General features: G+C 31.3%; 22 protein-coding genes. All 22 read right to left on the reverse strand.

Annotated features, from left to right (window positions below; all coding sequences use genetic code 11):
• Positions 1 to 24: 24 nt before the first annotated feature.
• The gene (locus tag HMPREF3046_RS11570) at positions 25 to 342 is read right to left on the reverse strand and encodes a hypothetical protein (protein WP_242271472.1); all 318 of its coding nucleotides are present in this window, start codon (positions 340 to 342) and stop codon (positions 25 to 27) included.
• Between the two features lie 551 nt (positions 343 to 893).
• On the reverse strand, positions 894 to 2,411 hold the full coding sequence (locus HMPREF3046_RS10085; RefSeq protein ID WP_070719258.1) for an NAD-dependent epimerase/dehydratase family protein: 1,518 nt from the start codon (positions 2,409 to 2,411) through the stop codon (positions 894 to 896).
• 204 nt (positions 2,412 to 2,615) lie between these two features.
• Positions 2,616 to 5,366 (reverse strand): isoleucine--tRNA ligase, encoded by a 2,751-nt coding sequence (gene ileS / locus HMPREF3046_RS10090; RefSeq protein WP_070719260.1) that lies wholly within the window; start codon positions 5,364 to 5,366, stop codon positions 2,616 to 2,618.
• Between the two features lie 219 nt (positions 5,367 to 5,585).
• Positions 5,586 to 6,266: a DivIVA domain-containing protein gene (locus HMPREF3046_RS10095; protein WP_070719262.1), complete on the reverse strand. Its 681-nt coding sequence runs from the start codon at positions 6,264 to 6,266 to the stop codon at positions 5,586 to 5,588.
• A 63-nt stretch (positions 6,267 to 6,329) separates the two neighbouring features.
• Complete coding sequence (locus HMPREF3046_RS10100) at positions 6,330 to 7,100, reverse strand: YlmH family RNA-binding protein (RefSeq protein WP_070719264.1); 771 nt, start codon at positions 7,098 to 7,100, stop codon at positions 6,330 to 6,332.
• 78 nt (positions 7,101 to 7,178) lie between these two features.
• Positions 7,179 to 7,475: a YggT family protein gene (locus HMPREF3046_RS10105; protein WP_002455457.1), complete on the reverse strand. Its 297-nt coding sequence runs from the start codon at positions 7,473 to 7,475 to the stop codon at positions 7,179 to 7,181.
• 22 nt (positions 7,476 to 7,497) lie between these two features.
• The gene (locus HMPREF3046_RS10110) at positions 7,498 to 8,088 is read right to left on the reverse strand and encodes a cell division protein SepF (protein ID WP_070719267.1); all 591 of its coding nucleotides are present in this window, start codon (positions 8,086 to 8,088) and stop codon (positions 7,498 to 7,500) included.
• A gap of 5 nt (positions 8,089 to 8,093) precedes the next feature.
• The gene (locus HMPREF3046_RS10115) at positions 8,094 to 8,768 is read right to left on the reverse strand and encodes a YggS family pyridoxal phosphate-dependent enzyme (protein WP_070719270.1); all 675 of its coding nucleotides are present in this window, start codon (positions 8,766 to 8,768) and stop codon (positions 8,094 to 8,096) included.
• Positions 8,769 to 8,830: 62 nt separating this feature from the next.
• On the reverse strand, positions 8,831 to 9,625 hold the full coding sequence (gene pgeF / locus HMPREF3046_RS10120) for a peptidoglycan editing factor PgeF (protein ID WP_083316387.1): 795 nt from the start codon (positions 9,623 to 9,625) through the stop codon (positions 8,831 to 8,833).
• A gap of 190 nt (positions 9,626 to 9,815) precedes the next feature.
• The gene (gene ftsZ / locus HMPREF3046_RS10125) at positions 9,816 to 10,994 is read right to left on the reverse strand and encodes a cell division protein FtsZ (RefSeq protein ID WP_070719274.1); all 1,179 of its coding nucleotides are present in this window, start codon (positions 10,992 to 10,994) and stop codon (positions 9,816 to 9,818) included.
• Between the two features lie 29 nt (positions 10,995 to 11,023).
• On the reverse strand, positions 11,024 to 12,457 hold the full coding sequence (ftsA, locus tag HMPREF3046_RS10130; protein ID WP_070719275.1) for a cell division protein FtsA: 1,434 nt from the start codon (positions 12,455 to 12,457) through the stop codon (positions 11,024 to 11,026).
• A 103-nt stretch (positions 12,458 to 12,560) separates the two neighbouring features.
• On the reverse strand, positions 12,561 to 13,706 hold the full coding sequence (locus HMPREF3046_RS10135) for a cell division protein FtsQ/DivIB (RefSeq protein ID WP_070719277.1): 1,146 nt from the start codon (positions 13,704 to 13,706) through the stop codon (positions 12,561 to 12,563).
• An 18-nt stretch (positions 13,707 to 13,724) separates the two neighbouring features.
• A complete protein-coding gene (gene murD, locus HMPREF3046_RS10140) occupies positions 13,725 to 15,071 on the reverse strand; it encodes a UDP-N-acetylmuramoyl-L-alanine--D-glutamate ligase (RefSeq protein ID WP_070719279.1) in 1,347 nt (448 codons plus the stop codon).
• A gap of 1 nt (position 15,072) precedes the next feature.
• The gene (gene mraY, locus HMPREF3046_RS10145) at positions 15,073 to 16,038 is read right to left on the reverse strand and encodes a phospho-N-acetylmuramoyl-pentapeptide-transferase (RefSeq protein WP_070719280.1); all 966 of its coding nucleotides are present in this window, start codon (positions 16,036 to 16,038) and stop codon (positions 15,073 to 15,075) included.
• A gap of 174 nt (positions 16,039 to 16,212) precedes the next feature.
• Positions 16,213 to 18,459 carry a penicillin-binding protein gene (locus HMPREF3046_RS10150; protein ID WP_070719282.1) on the reverse strand — a complete coding sequence of 749 codons (2,247 nt, stop codon included), beginning with the start codon at positions 18,457 to 18,459 and terminating at the stop codon, positions 16,213 to 16,215.
• The gene (ftsL, locus tag HMPREF3046_RS10155; RefSeq protein ID WP_070719284.1) at positions 18,440 to 18,841 is read right to left on the reverse strand and encodes a cell division protein FtsL; all 402 of its coding nucleotides are present in this window, start codon (positions 18,839 to 18,841) and stop codon (positions 18,440 to 18,442) included. Before ftsL ends, HMPREF3046_RS10150 begins: the two co-directional genes overlap by 20 nt.
• Before the next feature lie 13 nt (positions 18,842 to 18,854).
• On the reverse strand, positions 18,855 to 19,790 hold the full coding sequence (gene rsmH / locus HMPREF3046_RS10160) for a 16S rRNA (cytosine(1402)-N(4))-methyltransferase RsmH (protein ID WP_070719286.1): 936 nt from the start codon (positions 19,788 to 19,790) through the stop codon (positions 18,855 to 18,857).
• Positions 19,791 to 19,804: 14 nt separating this feature from the next.
• Positions 19,805 to 20,236, reverse strand: coding sequence for a division/cell wall cluster transcriptional repressor MraZ (gene mraZ, locus HMPREF3046_RS10165; RefSeq protein WP_017174536.1), 432 nt, complete (start codon positions 20,234 to 20,236; stop codon positions 19,805 to 19,807).
• Positions 20,237 to 20,377: 141 nt separating this feature from the next.
• A complete protein-coding gene (gene bshC, locus HMPREF3046_RS10170; protein ID WP_070719288.1) occupies positions 20,378 to 21,991 on the reverse strand; it encodes a bacillithiol biosynthesis cysteine-adding enzyme BshC in 1,614 nt (537 codons plus the stop codon).
• Between the two features lie 373 nt (positions 21,992 to 22,364).
• Positions 22,365 to 23,054 (reverse strand): YjjG family noncanonical pyrimidine nucleotidase, encoded by a 690-nt coding sequence (locus tag HMPREF3046_RS10175; protein ID WP_002448764.1) that lies wholly within the window; start codon positions 23,052 to 23,054, stop codon positions 22,365 to 22,367.
• 124 nt (positions 23,055 to 23,178) lie between these two features.
• On the reverse strand, positions 23,179 to 23,313 hold the full coding sequence (locus HMPREF3046_RS10180) for a beta-class phenol-soluble modulin (protein WP_070719290.1): 135 nt from the start codon (positions 23,311 to 23,313) through the stop codon (positions 23,179 to 23,181).
• A 34-nt stretch (positions 23,314 to 23,347) separates the two neighbouring features.
• On the reverse strand, positions 23,348 to 23,422 hold a 75-nt coding region (locus HMPREF3046_RS11095; RefSeq protein ID WP_141755536.1), incomplete at its 5' end, for a beta-class phenol-soluble modulin.

Here is a 23,422-nt window from a genome sequence, read left to right on the forward strand (position 1 = left end):
ATGGATAGACCATAAGTATGTTCATTATCTATTCGCTTTATTTTTGAAATTCATTGAAAGATGACAATAATATTGTTCAGAAGCTAAATAAAACGATTCAGCATCTAAATATGCAGAAGGTACTAGTCCAAACAAGTTTAGATAATACGCTCTTAATTCATTTAATCGAATGATTTTTAAACTAATAGTCCCAATTTTACTATCATTAGGTAAACTTTGCCATCCGATGGTTGGTGCATATGTTAATAATGAAGAAACATCGAGTGGCTTAATATCGAGTCTAATCCATTCACTTTCTTGTTTCCAATCAGAAATCGATTTATCAACATAAAATTTAAACATACGACCTTCTGGATCTTCGACAAAAATAAATGTACATATATTTTGTCCTCAATCATTAATTGGTAACTCATAGTCATTTAACTTTTGGATTAGATCTGCCAGATGTAGTTTATTGGATAATTGAATTCTTATATAAAATAAACCAGCTTCTTGAGATAAAGGATTTCGTCCAGACTTTATCTCTCTTAAAGTAATATAATGGTGACGATCTCCAATTTGATATTTGACAACCGTTCATATCTCTTTCACCTTTTTAAATCCTAATCATTCTTCATAGAACGGTTGTAAAGTGCGTAAATCTTTTACATTTAAAGTGATACCATTAATAAAATATGCATCATTATCATGAAACATAGGACACCTTCTAAATTTTAAAATCTCTCTTTCAATTTAAAATGACTATGATTAATGATTATTCTATAATAAAATATTTAAAATTTTATCAGTCTTAATGCGTAATATTCAACTATTTAGATTTAGTCTAAAAAAAGCTTTCGATAGAGAGAAATCCATTGCTCTTCCATCGAAAACTTTTAAATACATAAAGTATACTATTTTTTAACTAAAAATTTATTGTATGTTCTTGCACCAACAAATGCGCCAATTATTGCACCAGTAGTCATAGCAAGATTAGTAAAAATTTTATTAACAGGATCTTGTTTATCTTCTTCATCATTAGCTAAATGATTCATATGGTGTTTAAACACATCCATCACAAACTTATGTACATTGGCTTGAGTAAACTTATAAACTCCCCATGGTAATGTTGGTTCATATTCTTGTAATGCTACAATACCTTCATTAGTATCTAATATACGTCTAAATTCAAATCGCGCATTGCCGCCGTCTTTAGCCATTGCTAAATCTCCACCAACAATTTTATATACAATCATTTCACTAGTAGAATCATGATTATGTCTTGTCATTTTTAAAATAAATTTCTTTATTAATGGTAATTGAATATTAAATTCATGCTCATTAATGGTACCATCTACTAAATGGAGCGTAATATCATTTATAAATTCTGCATATTCTCTTGTTACATCACGCATTGAGTAACTTTCAGGAATTTTAAAACGCGTCATTGCTCTAACATCTTTCACTTCATTTTTCTTATCTTGCTTTGATTTAGGTTTAGACTGTTTTGTAGTTATAGTTTGTTGTTCACCTTGTTCTTCTTTCAGTGCTTTTCTTACACTTTCTTCATAATTCATTTTCCCTAATGATATTTCTGGTTTTATATGCTCAGGCTGTGGAATCATATCATGCACTAAACTATCCATAAGTGGGTATATCATTTCTTTAGGCACTTGCGAAATCAGTCTAACCCAAAATCGACTTAACCAAATAGGAATAATTGGTAAATTCAACGTAGGTAAACGTTTACCAAGAATAGAAGCTGTACGTTCAAATAATTCTTGATAATTCATCACTTCAGGCCCTGTAATATCAAATGCTTCATTTTCTTGGGGAAAGCGTTCTACTAACATGGCTAGTTTATCAATAACATCATCAATAGATACTGGCGCAATCATATTGTGAGCCCAGTTGGGTAGAATCATTGCTGGCAAACACTCTATCATTCTTTTTAAAATGGGATATGAGCTACCTTTTGAACCTATAATTAGACCAGCACGTAATGTGCTTACAGGGACGTCATAATATCCTAATATTTTTTCACATTCTAACCGACTTTTTAAGTGAGGTGATAACTGACTATCATTTGGGATAATACCACTCATAAATATAATATGTTTAACACCTTGTTTTTTTGCTGCACGTCCAAAATTATCAGCTAGGAGTGCATCCATATCTTCGAAATTAGCTTGTGTAAGTTTAGCACTTGGCATCATTGAATGAACGAGATATATCGCAGTATCTATATCTTCCATTACCTCAGTTATAGCATTTAAATCAAATAAATCTGTTGATTTCCAAGTTACATTTTTTTCATTTTTTTTATTTTGAGTATTTCTTGATATTGCGATAATCTCATGATTATCTTTTAATTTATCTTTTAAATGACTGCCGATATATCCAGAAGCCCCCGTTAGTAAAATCTTACCCATAATTGTATCCCTCTTCCTATATTTATCATAAACATGCGAGAAATATTTCATTACTTATTATTTGCTATAAACTAATTCCTCTTCGTCTAAACTTTGAACCCTATTCAGATATATTTTCAAATTATTATTATTTAATATTTATATACTTTATAAAAAAACACTCGTAACCCTTAATTAGGTTACAAGTGTTCTATCTCTATTGAATTAAACTAAAGTTTTTACGACTTCTTGACAACGTGGACATAAATGATCAAGTTCACCAACAGATCCTAATGATTCACTATAATTCCAACATCTTTCACATTTTTCACCTGAAGCATGTTCAATATGAATGTCACCATGTTGATATTCATTTCCATTGTCTACTTTTTCGGTCACTTCAACTTGAGAAACGATAAATAATTGTTGTAAGTCATTAAATTGTTGTAAAAATTCTGCAGCTTTAAAGTGATCATTGTTTCCAATCACTACTTTAGCTTCAAGAGATTTACCGATAACTTTTTCATTACGTGCTGCTTCTAATGCACGGTTTACATCATCGCGTAATGACATAAATTGATTCCATTTATCTAATAATTCTTGATCAACGTCAACAACTTTTGGCATATCTGCTAAATGAACACTTTCTTCTTTAACATGTGGTGTATGAGACCATACTTCTTCGGCAGTGTGTACTAAAATAGGAGCGAGTAATTTAGTCATATCTATTAAAATTTGGTACAACACTGTTTGCATACTACGGCGTTTATGTGCGTCTTTTTGTTCAATATACAGAATATCTTTACCATAATCTAAATAGAAGTTACTTAATTCTACATTGATAAAGTTTTGAACTTCTTGATAAATATTTAAGTAATCAAAGTTATCATAGTGCTTAATAGTACTAGAAGTGAATTCACGTAAACGATTCAATAAGTAACGATCTACTTCTAATAATTCATGTTCAGGTACACTATCTGTTTCAGGATTAAAGTCATTAATATTACCTAACATAAATCTTAAAGTATTTCTGATTTTTCTATAAACATCAGACGTTTGTTTTAAAATTTCATCTGAAATACGTACATCTGCTAAGTAGTCTGTACTACTTACCCATAATCGTGCAATATCAGCACCTTTTTGTTTTACTACTTGATTAGGAACGATAACGTTACCTAAAGATTTACTCATTTTTTTACCTTCGCCATCCATTACGAAACCATGTGACAATAAGAATTTATAAGGCGATTGTCCTCTAGTCGCAACTGCTGTAGTAATTGAAGAGTTAAACCAACCACGATATTGGTCACTACCTTCAAAATATAAATCGGCTGGGAAACGCAATTCTGGACGAGTTTCTAACACACCTCTATGAGATGAACCAGAGTCAAACCAAACATCCATAATATCTGTTTCTTTAGTAAATTCTCCATTAGGGCTTCCAGGATGTGTGAATCCTTCAGGTAATAAATCTTTAGCTTCTCTTTCAAACCAAACATTTGAGCCATATTCTTCAAATAAATCAGCTACATGATTGACAGTTTCTTTTGTCATAATAATATCGCCATTTTCAGCGTAAAATACAGGCAATGGTACACCCCATACACGTTGACGAGAAATCACCCATTCACCACGGTCACGGATCATATTATATATACGTGTTTTACCCCAATCCACTTTAAAATCAGTTTCTTCAATCGCATCTAAGATATCTTGTCTCACTTTATTAATTGAAGCAAACCATTGAGGTGTTGCACGGAAAATAACTGGTTTTTTAGTACGCCAATCATGTGGATAACTATGTGTAATAAAGTCTAATTTTAATAAGGCACCTTTATCAGTTAAAAGATCTGTTACAGCTTTATTTGCTTTATCATAGAACATACCTTCAAATTGTCCGCCTTCCTCTGTGAAGACACCTTTATCATTCAAAGGACTGATGACAGGTAAATCATATTTTTGACCTACAACATAGTCATCTTCCCCGTGACCAGGAGCAGTGTGTACACACCCCGTACCAGCGTCAGTTGTTACATGACCACCATTAATGACTAATGACACTCGATCTAAGAATGGATGTTGTGTTTCAACGTACTCTAACTCTTTCCCTGTAAATTCTTTTTCCAATTGAATAGTATCTTTATCCCACCCTAATGCTTCAGAAACACTTTCAGCTAAAGCTTCAGCAATCACGTATTTCTTACCATTTACATTATATTGACCATATTTCAAGTCTGGATGAACTGTAATTGCTACGTTAGAAGGTAATGTCCAAGGTGTAGTTGTCCAGATAATAAATTGAGCATCCTCATCGATAGTGCCTTTTGAATCTTTAACATCAAAGGCTACATAAATAGATGCTGAACGTTTATCGTGATATTCAATTTCAGCTTCAGCAAGTGAAGATTCACTTGATGGTGACCAATATACCGGTTTTTTACCTTTATAAATTAAACCTTTGTCAGCCATTTCGCCAAACAAACGAATTTGAGCTGCTTCATATTCAGGTTTAAGAGTAATATATGGGTTATTAAAGTCCCCACGTATACCTAAACGTTTAAAATCTTGTTTTTGTAGTTCAACTTGTTCTAAAGCAAATTCTTTACATTTTTCTCTAAACTCAGCAATTGACATTTTTTTGCGGTCAACACCTTTTTTAGTCAATGCTTGTTCAATTGGTAGACCATGTGTGTCCCATCCTGGAACGTAAGGTGAGTAAAATCCTTGCATCGTTTTATAACGTACAATAATATCTTTAATAATTTTATTTAATGCATGTCCCATGTGAAGATTACCATTTGCATAAGGTGGGCCATCATGCAAAATAAATGATTGATTTCCTTCATTTTTCTCTAAAGCTTTTTGATAATGATTATTTGCTTCCCATTGCTCTTGAATTTTTGGCTCTTTATTAGGTAAACCTCCTCGCATTGGAAAGCCGGTTTTTGGCATTAATAAAGTTTCTTTGTAATTCATATTTTCCACTCCTTAAATATAAAAAGAACTCTAAGTTCAATTAATAGGGACGGGAAATCCGCGGTACCACCCTTCTTAACTCAACTTAGAGTTCTCTTCTTAATATTATAAAATTTTAATATGTCAGTGATATAAAAAATAGACTTATATTAGGCTTGCACCGTGTCCTAACTCGCTGTGAAAAGTTTATTATTTTTTACGCGTCTGACATTTTATTAACTATTTATTTGATGATGATTCGTTACCTGAAACATCCTTATTTTCAGATGTAGACTTACTTGTATTCGTTGCTTCATTAGAATTAATTGACTGATTTTCCTCATTCGATACTGTCTCAGTTGTTTCACTCGTTGGAGTTTCATTATTAACATTTGGATTTACATCTTGTGGATTTAAATGCTGTATATTTTCTTGTGTCACTTGTTCTGCATCAAAATCATAATTTAATAAGTAATCCCAATCATCATTTTTCAATAAATCCAGCTGTGCTTCTACAAGCATACGAAATCTTGATCTAAATATTTTAGATTGACGTTTCATATCTTCAGTTTGGAAAGATAAATGACGCGCTTTTTCAATAGCATCATTTACAATCAAATCAGCTTGCGCTTTTGCTTTAGAGATAATTGCTTCTGATTCTTTGGTGGCAGCAATTTTTGTTTGTTCTCCAGCTTGTTGAGCTTGAATAAGCGCATCACTTACTGATTGATGAACATCTTGATAAGATTTAATATTAGTATCTCTCTCTTCAATCACTTTTTCAAGTTGTTTTTTTTCTTCTTTAAGTCTTTCAATCTCATTACTTAATTGAGTTAAAAAGTCGCTAACTTCAGCAGGCTCCAAACCATTTTTCACTCTTGTAAATTCCTTATTTCTTATTTCATTAGGTGTAAAAGCCATCTGTTATCCTCCTTAAAACAAACCATCATAAAGGTGTTTTTATTATTTATCAATCAATATCATTTACTTAAATAGTGTTTGATACGTTATATGAACTTTTTCTTTTTTAGTTTTGCCACCTATATCAACAATTCGAGCACGTCCAAATCCTTGAATAGAGAGCAAGTCATTGTTTTGAAGTTGAAAATCGGGAGAATCGATTAAAGTATGATTCACTTTTACCCGTTTTTTTTCAATCAATTGTTTAGCAATGGATCTAGATTTTCGAATCATTTCTTTTAAAACGACATCTAATCTTAAAGCACTGACTGTACTATGATGAATATTCCAATTCTCTTTTGATTGTATCATATCTTTAAATGGAATAGAATCAAGTTTAACTGTAGCACCTTTAATCTTTGTTAATTCCATCATAATATATGATTCCAATTGCTTTGTCAAAACAAACTGAATCGTATCACCAACAAGTATATCTCCTACTTGTTCTCTTTCTATACCTAAAGACATTAAAGTTCCAAGTACATGTTGATGTTGAATAGACACAAATTTCTCAGGATAATTAATTTGGATTAATACTTCTTCAAAATCATCTTCGGTAGGCTCAAAATAACTAGGCGTAATAATTGCTCTCTTTCTCTCTGCGGATTGACCACCGAAATAGCTCACTTTCATATCTTCAAAACTACCGACGATGACTTCTAATATATATTGTCCTCTAGGATCTAAAAATGAAGTCAATACAGGTGCATATTGTTGATTAACTTGTTCACATTTATCTAATAATTGATCAATAAGTGATTGTTCTTCATTTCTAAAGTGCTGATAAATATCGATGAATAACGCCTCCTTTTTTAAGTATTAAAGAGCCTGAGACATTATGCATATCACAGGCTCTACTAACTTATTATAAAACTATTTTAGTATTAAATAATTTAATATCATATCAAAAATACTTTTTAATCCATATTGAAATAATACAAGTACAAATAATGCTACAATTGATGAAATGTCAATCATACCAATGGGAGGAATAATCTTTCTAAATGGCTCTAAGAAAGGTTCATATATCTTACTTAAAAATGACCCAAATTTAGATTCTCTAATTGTTGGAACCCATGAAGTAAAGAAATAAATAATCATTCCCCAATAATAAATTTGAACTAGTAATAATATAAAGTTAAATATACTAGCTAATATACCAACATCCATATATTATATTCTACTCCTTAAATTATTCGTAATGTTGTTGTGTACTCATCTGTTCAAGGTGATCAGTAATACTACCTGCTACCTCAACATTATCAGGTGTACAAAGGAAGATATCAGCACCTACACGTTGTATATCCCCGCCAATGGCATAAACTGTTCCGCTTAAGAAGTCAATAATACGTTTCGCTGATACTTTATCAATACGTTGTAAGTTAACTAATGTCGCACGACGATTTTTAAGTTCATCTGCAATGTCTTGAGTATCTGAAAATACACGAGGTTCAAATAAGCACATTTTTGAATTTTCGTAATTACTATAACCTATACCAACCGATTGATTCATAGTAACAACGTTTTTTGAATTAGACTTATTTGATGTATTTCCCATACGATAATTCCTTTCTTCAGTATTGTAATTTCTTGATACTTTCTTTTGAGGTACAGTTTTTAAGTGATTTTGATTATTTTGTGTTCTTTCAATAGGTTGTTGTTGCATATTACGATTTTGATTTTCTTCGTTTTGTGTTACACGCTGTTGTCTTTCAGCAGGGCTTTCGACTTCTTCTTCATCTTCCATTAGAAAAAAATTATTAAATAAATCCTTGATAGCCATGGGGCTCACTCCTCTTCTCCAACAAGTTTAGTCCCTATTCTTATAAATGTAGCACCTTCTTCTATAGCAATAGTATAATCATTACTCATTCCCATAGATAAATATTCACATGGTGCATAATTCAATTTAAGGTTTTTAATTTCATCTCGTTTTAATCTCAATTGTTTAAATAACTGATGTATGTAATCTTTATCATCGGTATAAGGCGCCATTGTCATTAATCCAACAATTTTAATATTGTCGAATTCTTTAATTTGTTCAATAAAATCATTAACTTCACTAAGCGCAATACCATGTTTAGTTTCTTCACCAGAAACATTCACTTGGATAAAGCATGAAATAGTGTGAGTTGCTCTTTTATTAATTTCTTTTGCTAAACTCAAACGATCTAGTGCATGTAAATAATCGATGTCATTAATCACATCTTTTACTTTTCTAGACTGTAGTGAGCCGATAAAATGCATTGTAACATCTTTAGGTAGGGCTTGTTTTTTTTCTAAAAAACCTTCTAATCTATTTTCTCCAAAGTGTCTTAAACCGGCATCATACGCTTCTTTTGCTCGGTCTATTGTAACATATTTTGTTACTGCAATCACGTTTGGAGCGGTCTTAATCACACTTTTTTCAAGATGATGATTAATTTCCGCTTGTATTTTCTCTAAATTTTCTGTCACTTTCATTGTATATCAACCTCTTAACTTTGTAATGACATAAAGGATTATAGTAATATAACTGCATTACACTACACTTCTCCCTTTTGACCTATAAATGCTAGCATCCTACCAGTTTTACCCTTTTCAACACGATAAGAGAAAAAAAGCGATAAGTCTTCTGACGTAGTATATTTAGTAATATCAATATTTTCAGCTGGTACGCCACTATTTTTTAATAATAAAGCGTTGGCTAATTTTAAATCAATACCATGTCGATCAGTATCTCGTGTTTCAATATAATTATCAGGATTAATAGGTAATGTTTCAAATTTCTTTTTAATATCATCATTTATTTCATAGGTTGAAGAAGTCGCTGGACCTATGACTACATTTAAATCTTGATAGTCAAATTCTACATGTTTAAGCATTTCTACTACTATTTGACCATATGTTCCTCTCCACCCCGCATGAGCTAGAGCGATAAAATGATGTTTCTCACTATAAAAATATACAGGTACACAATCAGCATAGCACATCGTTAATAATATATCTGAATCATAAGTATACATACCATCAATTCCATATAATTCATTACCTAATGCTTTAATATTAGCACCACAATGTGCTTTAGTAATGTGAACGATATTATTTTCGTGTGTTTGAATAGGAAAAACCCATTGTTGTGTAGGAAAGTGGATAGCATTAGCTAATATCTCTTGATGATGCGTCACATGACTAGGTTCATCATCAATGTAACGTGCCATATTAAATGCATCTCTTGGATATGGACTCTTTCCATCTTCACGTGTAGTAAAACCAAGTGTTAACTGATCATATTGTGATGTATAACTCAAATAATGTGGCTGTTTTATAAATCTTTCCACGTTGTGAAAACCACCTTCACTTTTATGAATAGTCATACCTAGACTATTGTTTTATATTTTATCTACATTTCGATTAAAAGATGTATATAAATGTATTATATAACATAATGCTTTTTAAATTAAATAAAACAAAAAGAGCAGCGTTCTCCTCAGAAATCACTGCTCCTTTCTTTATATTTATACTTTAATATTAGCGTCTAGTTCTTCTAGAACGTCTTTCTTCTCTATTACGAATAAAGCTAGGAATATCATCATCTTTAGTAGCATGACTTCTTTCGCTTAGACCATCAGAAGGACGTGAATTAGATGCACTATGTGTGAATGAGTCTTCTTTTGGTGCACTTTGAGTTGATGTGCTAGAAGTTGCACTTGAACCAAAACCAGTACTTGACGCTTTACGTCCTTGAGATGTTGGTTTATCTTCAAATCCAGTTGCGATTACTGTTACAACAATTTCATCTTGTAATTCTGGATTAATTACAGTACCAAAAATCATATTTACATCTTCATCTGCTGCATCTTGTACAATATCAGCTGCTTCTTGAGCTTCGAATAAAGATAAAGATTCGCCACCTGTGATGTTCATTAACACACCTTGAGCACCAACAATTGATGTTTCAAGTAATGGAGATGAAATAGCTTTTTTAGCTGCTTCCACTGCTCTATTTTCGCCTGAAGATACACCAATACCCATTAATGCAGAACCTTGGTTAGACATAATTGTCTTAACGTCAGCAAAGTCTAAGTTCACTTCACCTGATACAGCGATTAAATCAGAGATACCTTGAACACCTTGACGTAAAACATTATCTGCTTCTTTAAATGCTTCCATCATAGGAGTTGATTTATCAACAATATCTAATAAACGATCATTAGGGATAACGATTAATGTATCAACTGCCGCTTTCATAGCTTCAACACCTGCTGCTGCTTGTGTAGAACGTTTACGTCCTTCGAAGCCAAATGGACGAGTTACAACACCAACTGTTAATGCTCCCATTTCTTTAGCAATTTTAGCAACTACTGGTGCAGCACCTGTACCAGTACCGCCACCCATACCAGCAGTAACGAATACCATATCAGCGCCTTGAATAGCATCTTCAATTTGTTCGCGTGATTCTTCAGCAGCTTTTTTTCCAATTTCTGGATTTGCACCCGCACCTAAACCACGTGTTAATTTTTCACCAATTTGTATTTTAGATTCTGCTTTAGATAAGTTTAAAGCTTGCCCATCAGTGTTAATGGCAATAAATTCAACATTGTTCATTCCATGATCAATCATGCGGTTAACAGCGTTGTTACCGCCGCCACCTACACCGATGACTTTTAATGTCGCCAAATGATTAAATCCTTGTTCAAATTCTAACATTTATTTTTCCTCCTAGTCTTAATGGCCAATTATTCAAATAGAGATTTCATAAGTTTTTTAAATTTGCTTTCTTCTTTATCAGATTTTTCATGTTCATCATCATAATGATGTGTTCCATCTTGATGGTCGTTTTCGTCATACGTTTCATAATCATCATGTTTCTCCGCTTTTTCACGTACTTCCGACTGATGATTTTCGTCAGTGTCTTCGTTTTTATTAGATTTAAGTTTAAACCAGTCAAAGCCACCTGATTTTGAAGTATGATTGTGTTCGTCATTTTCAATGACTTCTTCTTCAAATTCATCATTATCTTGATAATTTATTGTAACATAATCTAATAATTCATCAAATGTGATACTACTAGATATTGTAGAAATCGCTGAAGTAAATTCAGGTTTTCTAATTCCCATTTGAGAAGGTGTATGGATTCTTATTTTTTCATTAACCATTGTACTTAGTAATTCTTTAACACCTAATAAGTTTGAAGAACCACCTGTAACAATGAATCCACCATTTACTTTAGTTAATTCTAAATCTACCAACACATCAAATACCTCATCAAAGATATCTTGCATTGTTCTTTCAATAATTGCACTTAAATCTTTTTGAGTATACTCTACTAATTCATCACTATCTACCTGATCAACACTGAAGACGTCTTGATCAGACGCTGATTGTGTATAAGCATGTCCATATTGATGCTTAATTTTTTCAGCTGTTTCATATGTAGTGTTTAATTCTTCTGCGATATCATCTGTAATATCACGTCCAGCTAATTCAATTGAATCGGCATCTACAAGTTCACCACGTTCATAAAAGGCGATTTGAGTGAGATCTTCACCAATATCAATGACACATGCACCTAATTCTTTTTCAGTTGCAGATAAAATAGAGCCATAGTTATAAGCATCTGAATAAACATCCAATACATCTACCCCACAAGATTCTACACATTTAATCATATTAATTAGAATAGACTTGTGAATGGCAATAACACCTGCTTCTACTTTTAACGAATGTCTTGCAATAAGTTCTTTAGGATCCGAAACCTCGTTATCTCCATCTACAATGAATTTAATTGGAAATACATCAATAACTTCTGTATCAGGTACATCATTTTTTTGACGTATACCTTCCAATACTGTTTCAATATGTGATCCACTAATTTCTGTATCTTCGTAAAAATCAATTTCGTTTGCTTCATCGTACACTTCGGTACCGATGATAGGTAATTTTAAGAAAACTTCTTTTATATCCACACCTGATGCGATAGAAGCTTTTTTAATTGTATCTTTAATTGCTTGTTTCGCAATATCAAAATCATCAATCAATCCATTCTTAATACCGCTAGTGTAGGTTTGCCCTGTACCTATCACATTAATACCATTGTGAAATTTTTCGCCTACTATTGTTTTAACACTTGATGAACCAATATCTATGCTTACATAGTAATGTTCCTCCATAGATAGGCACCTCCTGACAAAATACTATTAAAATACACTATATTTAGTTTACAATACGTCGTTTAGCTTGTGAACTATAAACACATATTATTATCGAAATTTTTTAATTATTTGTATCCGATTGTTCGCTTATTTTATTTAATGCACTTTGTAATTCATTTTTTGCTTCTGTTTCTTGCTGTGTTTTTTGTCGAACATTTTGATCGGACTTAGAATTAATACTGCTATTTTCATTATATGGAATAAATGATGCTCCTACAGATAAATCAATATATCCTTGTGTTTTTAAATGACCTGAACTATCTTTTGCAAGCGATTGGGACATTTGAGGATAATACTCGATTTTGTTAGCTAGAGTATTCATATCTCCTACTACTTGCATGCCATCTTTCATATACAAAAGGACTCGATTTTGTTGATTCTGTAAAGGTGCATAGTTAATTTCTGAAATCATATCTCTCGTTTCATTAGACATTTTAGATAATGCTTTCGTGATACTATTTAAATTATCACCTTTAAAATCTTCTAATACAGGTGCACTATTCGCAATATCACCATTATAATTGTCTAATTTTTTATTTCCTTCAATTATTGGCACATATTTATTTTTATCTTTTACAATACCTACTAAATTATTTTCAATAATTTTAACATTTAAAGTATTAGGCAACTGTTTATGAATCTGAACATCTTTAATTAATGAATTTTTCTTTAAATTATTGATAGCTTTGCTTTTACTAAAAGTATAAATACGTGACCCTTTTTTGACATTTAATTCTTTTTCAACTTGACTATCACTTACATTATGATTACCACTAATATTAACATGAGAAATTCTACTTAAAGGTGTAAACATATATAGTAGAAATAATATAATTAAAAGCATTAAAGCAGTAATAATAATATATTGAATACGTTTTTGTCGCTTTCTTCTATCTATCTTTTGTTGTTCTCGTTTTTCAGCTACCGTTAAATGACTATATTTATCATTTTGAAATTTATGACGCTTTTCTCTTAAACTTGTTTTTACTTCTTTCTTTAAATTTTCATTTTTATTTTTCGAAGAATTTAAAGGATTATTTGACGTTCTATCATTTGAAAGATTCTTTTCTTTTTGGAGACTATCTTTTGGTTTAACATCATCTTTAATTTTTTTATTTTTATCATTTTCTAATTCAGTTTTGTCTTTATCAAATGAAGGATTGATAGAACGAATCTTTTTATTTCTATTGCCCCTTGTATCATCCAATTACTTCACATCCTTTAATTAAGATGGTAGGTATGCACGGAAACTTTCAATAAATCTTTCGCCACGTTCTTCAAATGTTTTATATTGATCCCAACTTGCACATGCTGGTGAAAGTAAAACAACATCATTAGGTTCAATGACATCTTGAACTTTTTTTACTGCATCTTCTATATCAACTGCCTTGATTACTTCTTTACCTTGACTATTACCTAATTTAGCGAATTTATCTTGAGTTTCACCGAAGACTACCATTACTCTAACATGCTTCATGTAAGGAATTAATTCATCAAATCCATTACCTCGATCTAAACCACCACATAACCAGATAATAGGTTGTTTAAATGAATTTAAAGCAAACTGTGTTGCTAATGTATTGGTTGCTTTAGAGTCATTATAGTATTTATTTGTTCGATTCGTTCCAATATATTGTAATCGATGTTCAATACCTGAGAATGTTGTTAAACTATCTACGATAGCCTTAATTGGTACGCCTGCAAGTATCGCAGCTAAAACAGCAGCTAAAATATTTTCTAAGTTATGTTCTCCAGGTAAAACTAAGTCATCTATATTAATAAGGTTAACATCATTATAAACGATATAATTATCTTTAATATAGATACCATCTACTTCTTGTTGAGTAGAAAAATATAATGTTTTAGCTTTTAAATTTTCAGTTTCAATTAAATGACGTTGATGATAATTACAAATCAAATAATCATCTTCTGTTTGATTTTTGTAAATACGTCGCTTCGCATTTTGATAATTTTCTAATGACTCATGATAATCTAAATGAGCAGAATAGATATTTGTAATGATGGCAATGTGAGGTCTGTAACGTTCAATGCCAAGTAATTGGAATGAAGATAATTCAGTAATTAGATATTCATTAGATGACGTTTCTTGAGCTACTTTAGAAGCAACATACCCAATATTTCCTGAAAGTCTTCCAGTTAATCTACTTTTTTTAAACATATCTCCAATAAGAGAAGTTGTTGTTGTTTTACCATTTGTACCAGTCACAGCGATAATTGGAGCTTCAGAAATTAAATAACTTAATTCTACTTCAGTTAAAATTTTAAGACCTCGTTGATATGCTTCATCAATGATTGAAACTGTATAAGGTATACCTGGGTTTTTAACAATAATCGGGTTGCTATCAAGTAATGATAATGGATGACCGCCATCAACAATTTTCACACCTAATGTTTCTAAGTCTTTTGCATGAGGATTTTTAGATAAATCTTTCCCATCATTTACAGTTACATTTGCACCTAATTTAACTAATAACTTAGCAGCTTCATAACCACTTTTTGCTAATCCAACTACAAGAACATCTTTATTCTCTAATCCTGTATAATTTAGCATTCTAATGCACTCCTATCCATAATCCAATTAATCCTGAAATTAAACCCACAAGCCAAAATACTGAAACAACTTTCCATTCACTCCATCCGCTAAGTTCAAAATGATGATGAATTGGTGTCATTTTAAAGATTCTTTTTTTAGTTAATTTATAAGATGATACTTGTAACATGACTGATAATGTTTCAATAACAAACACTAAACCTACAAAAAGTAAAGAAATTTCTTGGTTTAACATAATTGAAATTGTAGAAAAAATACCACCTAATGCTAAGCTTCCTGTATCTCCCATAAACACCTTAGCTGGATTTAAGTTATACGGTAAGAAACCGAGTAATGCAAAAATCATAATAATACAAAAAGTACCAATTGCAGGAGCATTTAACATGAAACTCATAATTGCATACATAGTGAATCCAATAATTGATAAGCCAGTTGCTAACCCATCCAATCCATCAGTTAAATTAACTGCGTTTGAAAACCCAACTTGCCAAAAAACAATAAAAATAACATACGCAAACGACAATGGAATTCCAAAATTAGTAAATGGAATATTTACACTTGTTGAAAATTCTATTAAATGAAAAACATCGCTTAGAATAAAAAATATAATTGCTATTGCAATTTGAGCTAAAAATTTCTGCTTACTTGTAAGTCCTTGGTTATTTTTTTTAACTACAATAATGTAATCATCAATAAAACCAATGAGTCCAAATCCTATTGTGACAAAAAGTAATAGAATAATAGGATTAGAATGATCTGTAAAAAATATAGCAATCATAGATGTAATAATAATACTAATTAAAAATGTTAAACCACCCATAGTTGGTGTACCCGTTTTTTTCATATGACTTTGAGGACCTTCTTCACGGATACTTTGACCAAATTTCATTCTTTTAAGTGTCGGTATAAGTACAGGAACTAAAATAAATGTGATAAGTAATGCGATAATCGCAAATATAAAAAGCATGGTAATCTCCTTTATGTATTTTAAATTTATTCGTTTTTCACTTTATTTCCTTTATAATCTTATCAATTTTCAAACTAATTTTATATATATTATGTAAAAAATTGAGATTATAAATAAGGTATTCATAATATATGACACCTTATTTATAATCATTTAAAATGACGTCATTTGTTCTTATGAATCGTTTTTATCATTAGACGCTGCATCAGTTGAATTATCTGAAGAGTTATTTGAATCAGATCCACTCGAATCAGTTAAGGATGTACTATCATTAGGATCTTCAGTAGATAATTCTATTTCAATTTTATTATTACTTTTGAGTGTTGACCCACTCGCTACAGATTGTTTTGTTACGTATCCACTACCTTTAGTCGTAACATTGATTCCCGTTAATTCTTGGAAGGCTAGGACATCGTCTGTTGTCCAACCTTTCATATTTGGCATAGTAATATCGCCGTCTGTCACTGCTAACACTTTACTATTCGGTAATAATCTTGTATTAGCTCTAGTAGATTGAGCTTTTATTGTATTACCATTACCAATAATGACAGGTTGTAAGTCTTTTCCTTTAAGACTATTTTGTGCTTTTTGACTGGATTGTCCTACAACATTTGGCACTTTACTATACTGTGCTGATTGAGTTTCATCTTTCTTAGAGCCTACATTTAAATATTTAAGTGTATTTTCCATGATAGGTTTAAAAGCTTTACTTACCCCTAATTCATATGCTTCTTGATCATTTTTCTGAGCAAGACTCATACCGGCATAAACAATAACTCTTGGATGTTTTTTTGGCGCATCTCCCATAAAACTTACAAAGTAAGGATTTGCTCCTTTAACGTATCCACTACCATTTTCATTAACGACCTGAGCAGTACCTGTCTTTCCTTCAACATCATAGCCATCAATACGATAATTGGAAGCATGGCTTTTATCACTATTTACTACTTTATCTAATTCTGTTTCAACTTTGTCCGCAGTTTCTGAAGTAATAGGTTTTCCAGCTATATTCTTTTCACCTTTATAGAATGTTTTCTTTGATATTGGATTATCTATACTTTGAACAAACCAAGGTTTTAACATATTTCCTTTATTAAAGAAAGCTGATTGTGCTTGTATCATTTGTACAGGCGTCACTGTAGTCGATTGACCGAATGCTGATGTTTTTTGTTGTAATTCATTTGACCAAGCAATATTTCCTTTTAATTCTCCATCAAACATACCATTTGTGGATTTACCAAAACCAAAGCGCTCGTACCAGGATTTCATTTTATCAGCACCAACTAAATCTTGAAGATGCATCATCAATGTATTAGATGAGTATGTGAAACCTAATGACATTGGAATTTCTCCCCAACCGGTTTTGTTCCAGTCAGAAATTCTTGAACCCATAATATCACGATGACCCGATTCATATTTTTCTTTAGGATTAAATTTACCTTCTTGAATGGCGGCTGCTAATCCATATGATTTAAATGTTGACCCAGGCTCATATGCACTTTGATATAAATCATTAGCCCATTTTTTTCCAAAGTCTTTACCCGTTTCGGGGTTGAAAGTTGGACGTTGACTGTATGCAAGAATTTCTCCTGTTTTAGCATCCATAACCACTGCAAATAAATCTTTAGGTTCATATCGTTTCACCATATCATCAAGGGCCTCTTCGACAAATACTTGTATATTTGAATCAATAGTTAAATGAACGTCATCGCCACGTTTTGGCGCTTTTTCATTTTTACTGTTTGGTGCAATATAACCCCAAATGTCATGTATATAAGATAGCGAGCCTTTCTGTCCATTTAGATAACTATTAAAAATCTTTTCTACACCTAATGCACCATTTAATTCCCCAGTATCAGGATTTTTTTGAGCCATACCAATTAAATGAGAAGCAAAATTACCGTTAGGATAGAATCGTTCAGTTTCTGGATATAAAGTGATTCCTGGTAAGTCCATTTTATCGAGTTTAACTTTATCTTGATATGTTAAATTTGTCCCTTTCTGTCCAAATTCAACTTGAAAGGCTTTCTTTTGATTAAGACGTTTTTCAATTTCATCCGGCTTCATATCAATAATTTTTGATAATTGTTTTGCTGTTTTCTTTTTATCTTTAACATACCTTGGTGTATCACCAACTTCTCCAGCATTTTTATCAATAATAGCTACTAATTTATATCTTTGAACATCTTCGGCTAAAATTTTACCGTTTCTATCGTAGATTTTCCCTCTTTCAGGCTGTTCTTGCGTTTTTACGAGATATTTTTCATTAGCGCGCATCACTAAATTTTGTCCAACTGAATGTCCAGTTATCATGATATATGAATATCTTAAAACCAATACAAAAAAGAGCAGTCCGAATAATCCAACAAGGAGGACTGCTCCTAATTTATTTTTTCTAATTTTAATTTTTCGCTTCGCCATTAGTACGCACTACCTTTACATTATCGTTCTTTAGGCTCATACCTTGTTTTTTAGCCTGATCGTAAATGCGCTCATAAGAAGAATTTTTCTTTATTTCAGATTGAATTGCATTGTTTTCATTAGATTGTTGTTCAATCTTTTGATCTAACTCGGCAATTTTATCATTTGTATCATACGCATCCATTTTTAAAGATAGCATATAGATTGCTAGAACAGCAATTGCTGTGACAAGCGTTATGTATAAAAATTTCTCAAATCGCGTAAGTTGAACAACAACCTTTTTAGTTACTGTTTTCGTCTCAGTTTGTGTATTTGGTTGTTCTTTCGGTATGCTAGTGTGCTGAATGTGTTCATATGGTTCGTAAATTTTTTCTACAGCCATCCTCAATTACTCCTTATTTTAATATTTCAGCAACACGTAATTTTGCACTACGTGCTCTATTATTTTCGTCTAAATCCTCTTCTGTAGCAGTAATTGGTTTACGATTTACTCGTTTCAACTTAGGTGTATAAGCTTCAGGAATAATTGGTAACCCTCTAGGCACGTCAGGTCCTTTTTCGTATTCTTGGAAAATTTGCTTACATAGTCTATCTTCCAGAGAATGGAAAGTAATGACTGAAATCCTACCTCTTACTTTAACATGCTCAATGGCTTGTTCAATTGAATCTTCAAACGCAGATAGTTCATCGTTCACTGCTATTCTTATCGCTTGGAAAATACGTTTAGCAGGATGACCACCTTTTCTTCGCGCTTTAGCTGGAATACCTTCTTTAATAATGTCTACAAGCTCTAATGTTGTTTCAATAGGTTGTTGTTCACGGTGTGCTTCTATTCTTCTCGCTATTTGTTTAGAAAACTTTTCTTCTCCATAACGATAAAAGATTTTAACCAATGCCTCATAAGGCCAATCATTAACAACATCATATGCAGTTAATTCTTGCGTTTGATCCATACGCATATCTAACTTTGCATCATGATGATAACTAAACCCTCTTTCAGGTATATCAAGTTGTGGACTTGAAACACCTAAGTCATAGTAAATACCATCTACTTTTTCAATTCCTAAATTTTTCAAAATATCAGTTAATTCTCTAAAGTTATTATGTACAAACGTGACCTTGTGTAAGTGATCTTTTAGTACTTCTTTAGCATTTTCTAAGGCAGTAGTATCTTGATCGATTGCAATCAACCTACCGTCATCGTTTAATTGATTTAATAAATAGAGTGCATGACCGGCTCCACCAAGCGTACAATCTACATATATGCCATCCTCTTTGATGTCTAATTCATCTATTGTTTCTTTTAGCATAACGCTTACATGATGAAACACTACAAATTCCTCCATTAAAAATCAAAATCTATCAAATCTTCGGCAATATCTTCAAAACTTTCTTCTGATTCTTCATAAAATTCATTCCAAGTTCCTCTGTCCCAAATCTCTATACGATTTGAGACACCTATTACCGTACATTCTTTTGTTAAATTTGCGTATTTCCTCAAATTTTGAGGAATGTTAATACGTCCTTGCTTATCTAGCTCTACTTCGATAGCTCCAGAGAAGAACATACGCATAAACTTACGTGCGTCTTTTTTTGTCATAGGTAAGGTTTTCATTTTCTCTTCAATCTGTTGCCATTCTTCAAGCGTGTAGCCAAACAAACATTTATCAAGGCCTCGTGTGATAATAAAACGTTCATTTAAGTCATATCTAAACTTAGATGGAATTATCATACGTCCTTTAGCATCTAATTGATGCTCGTATTCTCCCATGAACATTATTACCACCTCACCTTATTAATAATTTACCACATCTCACCACTATCCTCCACTAATTATGTAAAATATCTTAAAATTCTTTAATTTGACATAAAAAGACCCATATTATCTATTTAAATAATATGGGTCTTTCCTTATAAATTAAGGTTTTATAACTATTTGGTTAAATGTATATTTAAGTGGAGGATAAGTGGAGGGACTGAACACATCTATCCCAAATTCATTCATCATTTGAAGTGGATTCCAAATTCTTTCTTGTAGGCCACCCATTGGATGCAATACATGTTCAACCTCTCTAAAATGTTTCATACTTATATCGTTATCTCTTTCAATATTAAGTAAATAACGATTTAACAAATATTCAAATTGTTTATTATGAATGTCATAATTTTTCTTTACTAAATTGATATTATCATGATTATCATCAACCTCTTTACGAAGTGATTCGTATATTTCGGCATGATTCTCTTTTAAAGACTCTACTTTTTTAATAAATGTGTCTGAGGCCTTGCTACGAACAAATTTTTCTCTATCTGTTTCTATGCCGTTCATAATAACATTTTCAGCATTTAACTTATACTGATTAATTAGCTTTTCTATTCTAATTGGTAAATAAGTGATTTTCATTCTTGGTAAAACAATAGGCATTTCAACATCTAAAATTTTAAATACTTCATTCAATTCAGCCCAGTATTTAATTTCACTTGGTCCTCCAATAAAAGCTACCGTATTAAATAGCCATTCTTCCATAACTGGTCTAGTCACAACATTATTAGAAAAACGAGTTGGTTCTTTTTCAACTAATTTTAATAATTCATCTTTATTATATGTAATATCTGATTTACTCAATTTGAATACATCATCTTTTTTAGTAATTAGTTGACGCATACTATCTTCATGAAGGAACAAATGGACATTGGTATCTGTTTCAATCATTTTGTTTAAACCGGATTGTGTAGTTAATTTTTGTGTTTTTCTAAACGCTTGGTTAATTTCATTATATTTTTGGATAATACTTTTTAATAATGGTTTCTCCAATTCACGAATTTTTTCATATTGAGCATCAATAAATAGTACACCGTAATCTTTAAATACTTCTTGAAGTAACCCTTTAAAAATATCAGTCCAATTATTGTACTTTTCTATAATCTCTAAACATACTTGATAAAGTGCGTTAGTATGTTTCGTTTCTTTTAATTCTTTAAAAAATTGATTAAGTGCTTCAATCATCTGTTCCTTTTCTGGAATATAGCGAGAAACGCTTGTTTCAGGCGGTGTCATTGTATGATATTTTACTTTATGTAAATGAGCATCTTTTGCATTATAAGCATACGTATGATTTACTTCTTCAAAGTCATGATCTTCACCTGCAATCCAAAAAACAGGCACAACCGTTTGTTGATATGTTTCAGTTAATTCACGACTTAAATTAACAATTGAAAGAATTTTATGAAACGTATATAAAGGTCCACCAAAAAGACCAGCTTGCTGGCCACCAATTACCACTTTAGATCCTTCACTGAGTGCAGTAAGATGAGTCTGTTGAATTTCTGTTATATTCAAATCTGACATATATGATTTTATCACTTGAGCAAGTTGTTGCTCTCTACCATTATTAGGACGATCCATTCTTTGATCAAAACTAAATGGTTTGACTGGATTATATTGATAAAATTTCAATAATGTTTCATCACTGTTTTCTAATTTAGTAATAAATGAATCTTTTTCTTGAAAATTAGTTACTTTACAGTTCATTCCCTTACTCCTTCAATATAACATTACTTATTCAGTATAAAGATTATATCCCTAGATGACAATTTTAAGGCTTAACTATTGAAATTCACATCCATTTTATCAGATTATAAGTCATTAATATGTTATTAAATGAAAATCGTATATTAATGACGATACAATATATATAAAGAATTTAAATGATGATGAGAACATGACTAAAGTTCAACATCTTAAAATAAATTAAAAAACTGTTGAATTATTTGAGGCATTTAGAGAAATTGATAATGAAGACTTGCATAAGGAGTCAATATATTTGTATGATCTCTAAACAATTAAGCTATAAACGCTATTTGCATAAATAAGCCTGAGCCATTTAGCTCAGGTCTCTTATTAATTATTCTTCAACTAAATTAACCAATTCATATAAAGATTGTATTTCATAATCTGGTACAATATCACTGTTATTTTCTTTATTACGATAATTAAACCAACATGTTGTAATACCGGCATTTTTTCCACCTAGTATATCTGATGTAAGAGAATCTCCTACTATTATTGAAGTCTTTCTTTTTTCTTCACCAATTCTCTCAAAGATATAATCAAAAAATTCACTCATAGGTTTTTGATATCCTGTTTCTTCTGATATATATACTCCAGATAAGATGTCTTTAAACTCTAATTGAGCAATACGACGTTTTTGGGTATCTGTAACACCATTAGTCACAATAAACAATTCACATTCTTGGCTTAATCGATCAATTGTTTCTAAAGTAGAGTTGAAGAATTTTAATGGTGCTTTAGCTAGTTCGTCTCTAAATAAAACATCAGCTTTTTTACCATCTACGTCTATACCATATTCTTTAAAATAATTAATAAAACGATGTGTTAATACTTCTTCTTTAGATAGTTCATTTTTTTGAAATGCTTCCCAATGATTTTGATTTACTTTCTTAAAATACTGAAAGTCTTCTTCAGTTGGATAATGACCGAAATGATGTGCCATTTGATGAAATGCTCGATCTTCCGCATCAAAAAAATCCACAATTGTATCATCAAAATCAAGTAAAATAGTATCGTATTTCATTTTCATACTCCTAAATTATAGTATGTATATTATTTTAGCAGATTTGTCATGATTCATTAATAATACTAAAAAATAAAAACACTTAAGGATTAATCCTTAAGTGTTGAATACTTGCTATTAAGTATTAGAAACCAAATACTTTACCTAATACACTTGCACCACTTGATACAATGTCAACAATGCTTGTACCTAATTTTGTCCAATCTTGGTTAATTCCTGCGTCTACAGTGTTTCTGATTGCGTCGAATAATTTTTCCATGTTAATAACTCCTTTATACGTAATTAATAATTAATTAAAATCCGAATACTTTACTTAAGATACCTACACCACTTGATACGATGTCAACAATGCTTGTACCTAATTTTGT

Origin of the sequence: Staphylococcus sp. HMSC070D05 (assembly GCF_001815595.1) — a bacterium.
GTDB classification, from domain to species: Bacteria; Bacillota; Bacilli; order Staphylococcales; family Staphylococcaceae; genus Staphylococcus; species Staphylococcus hominis.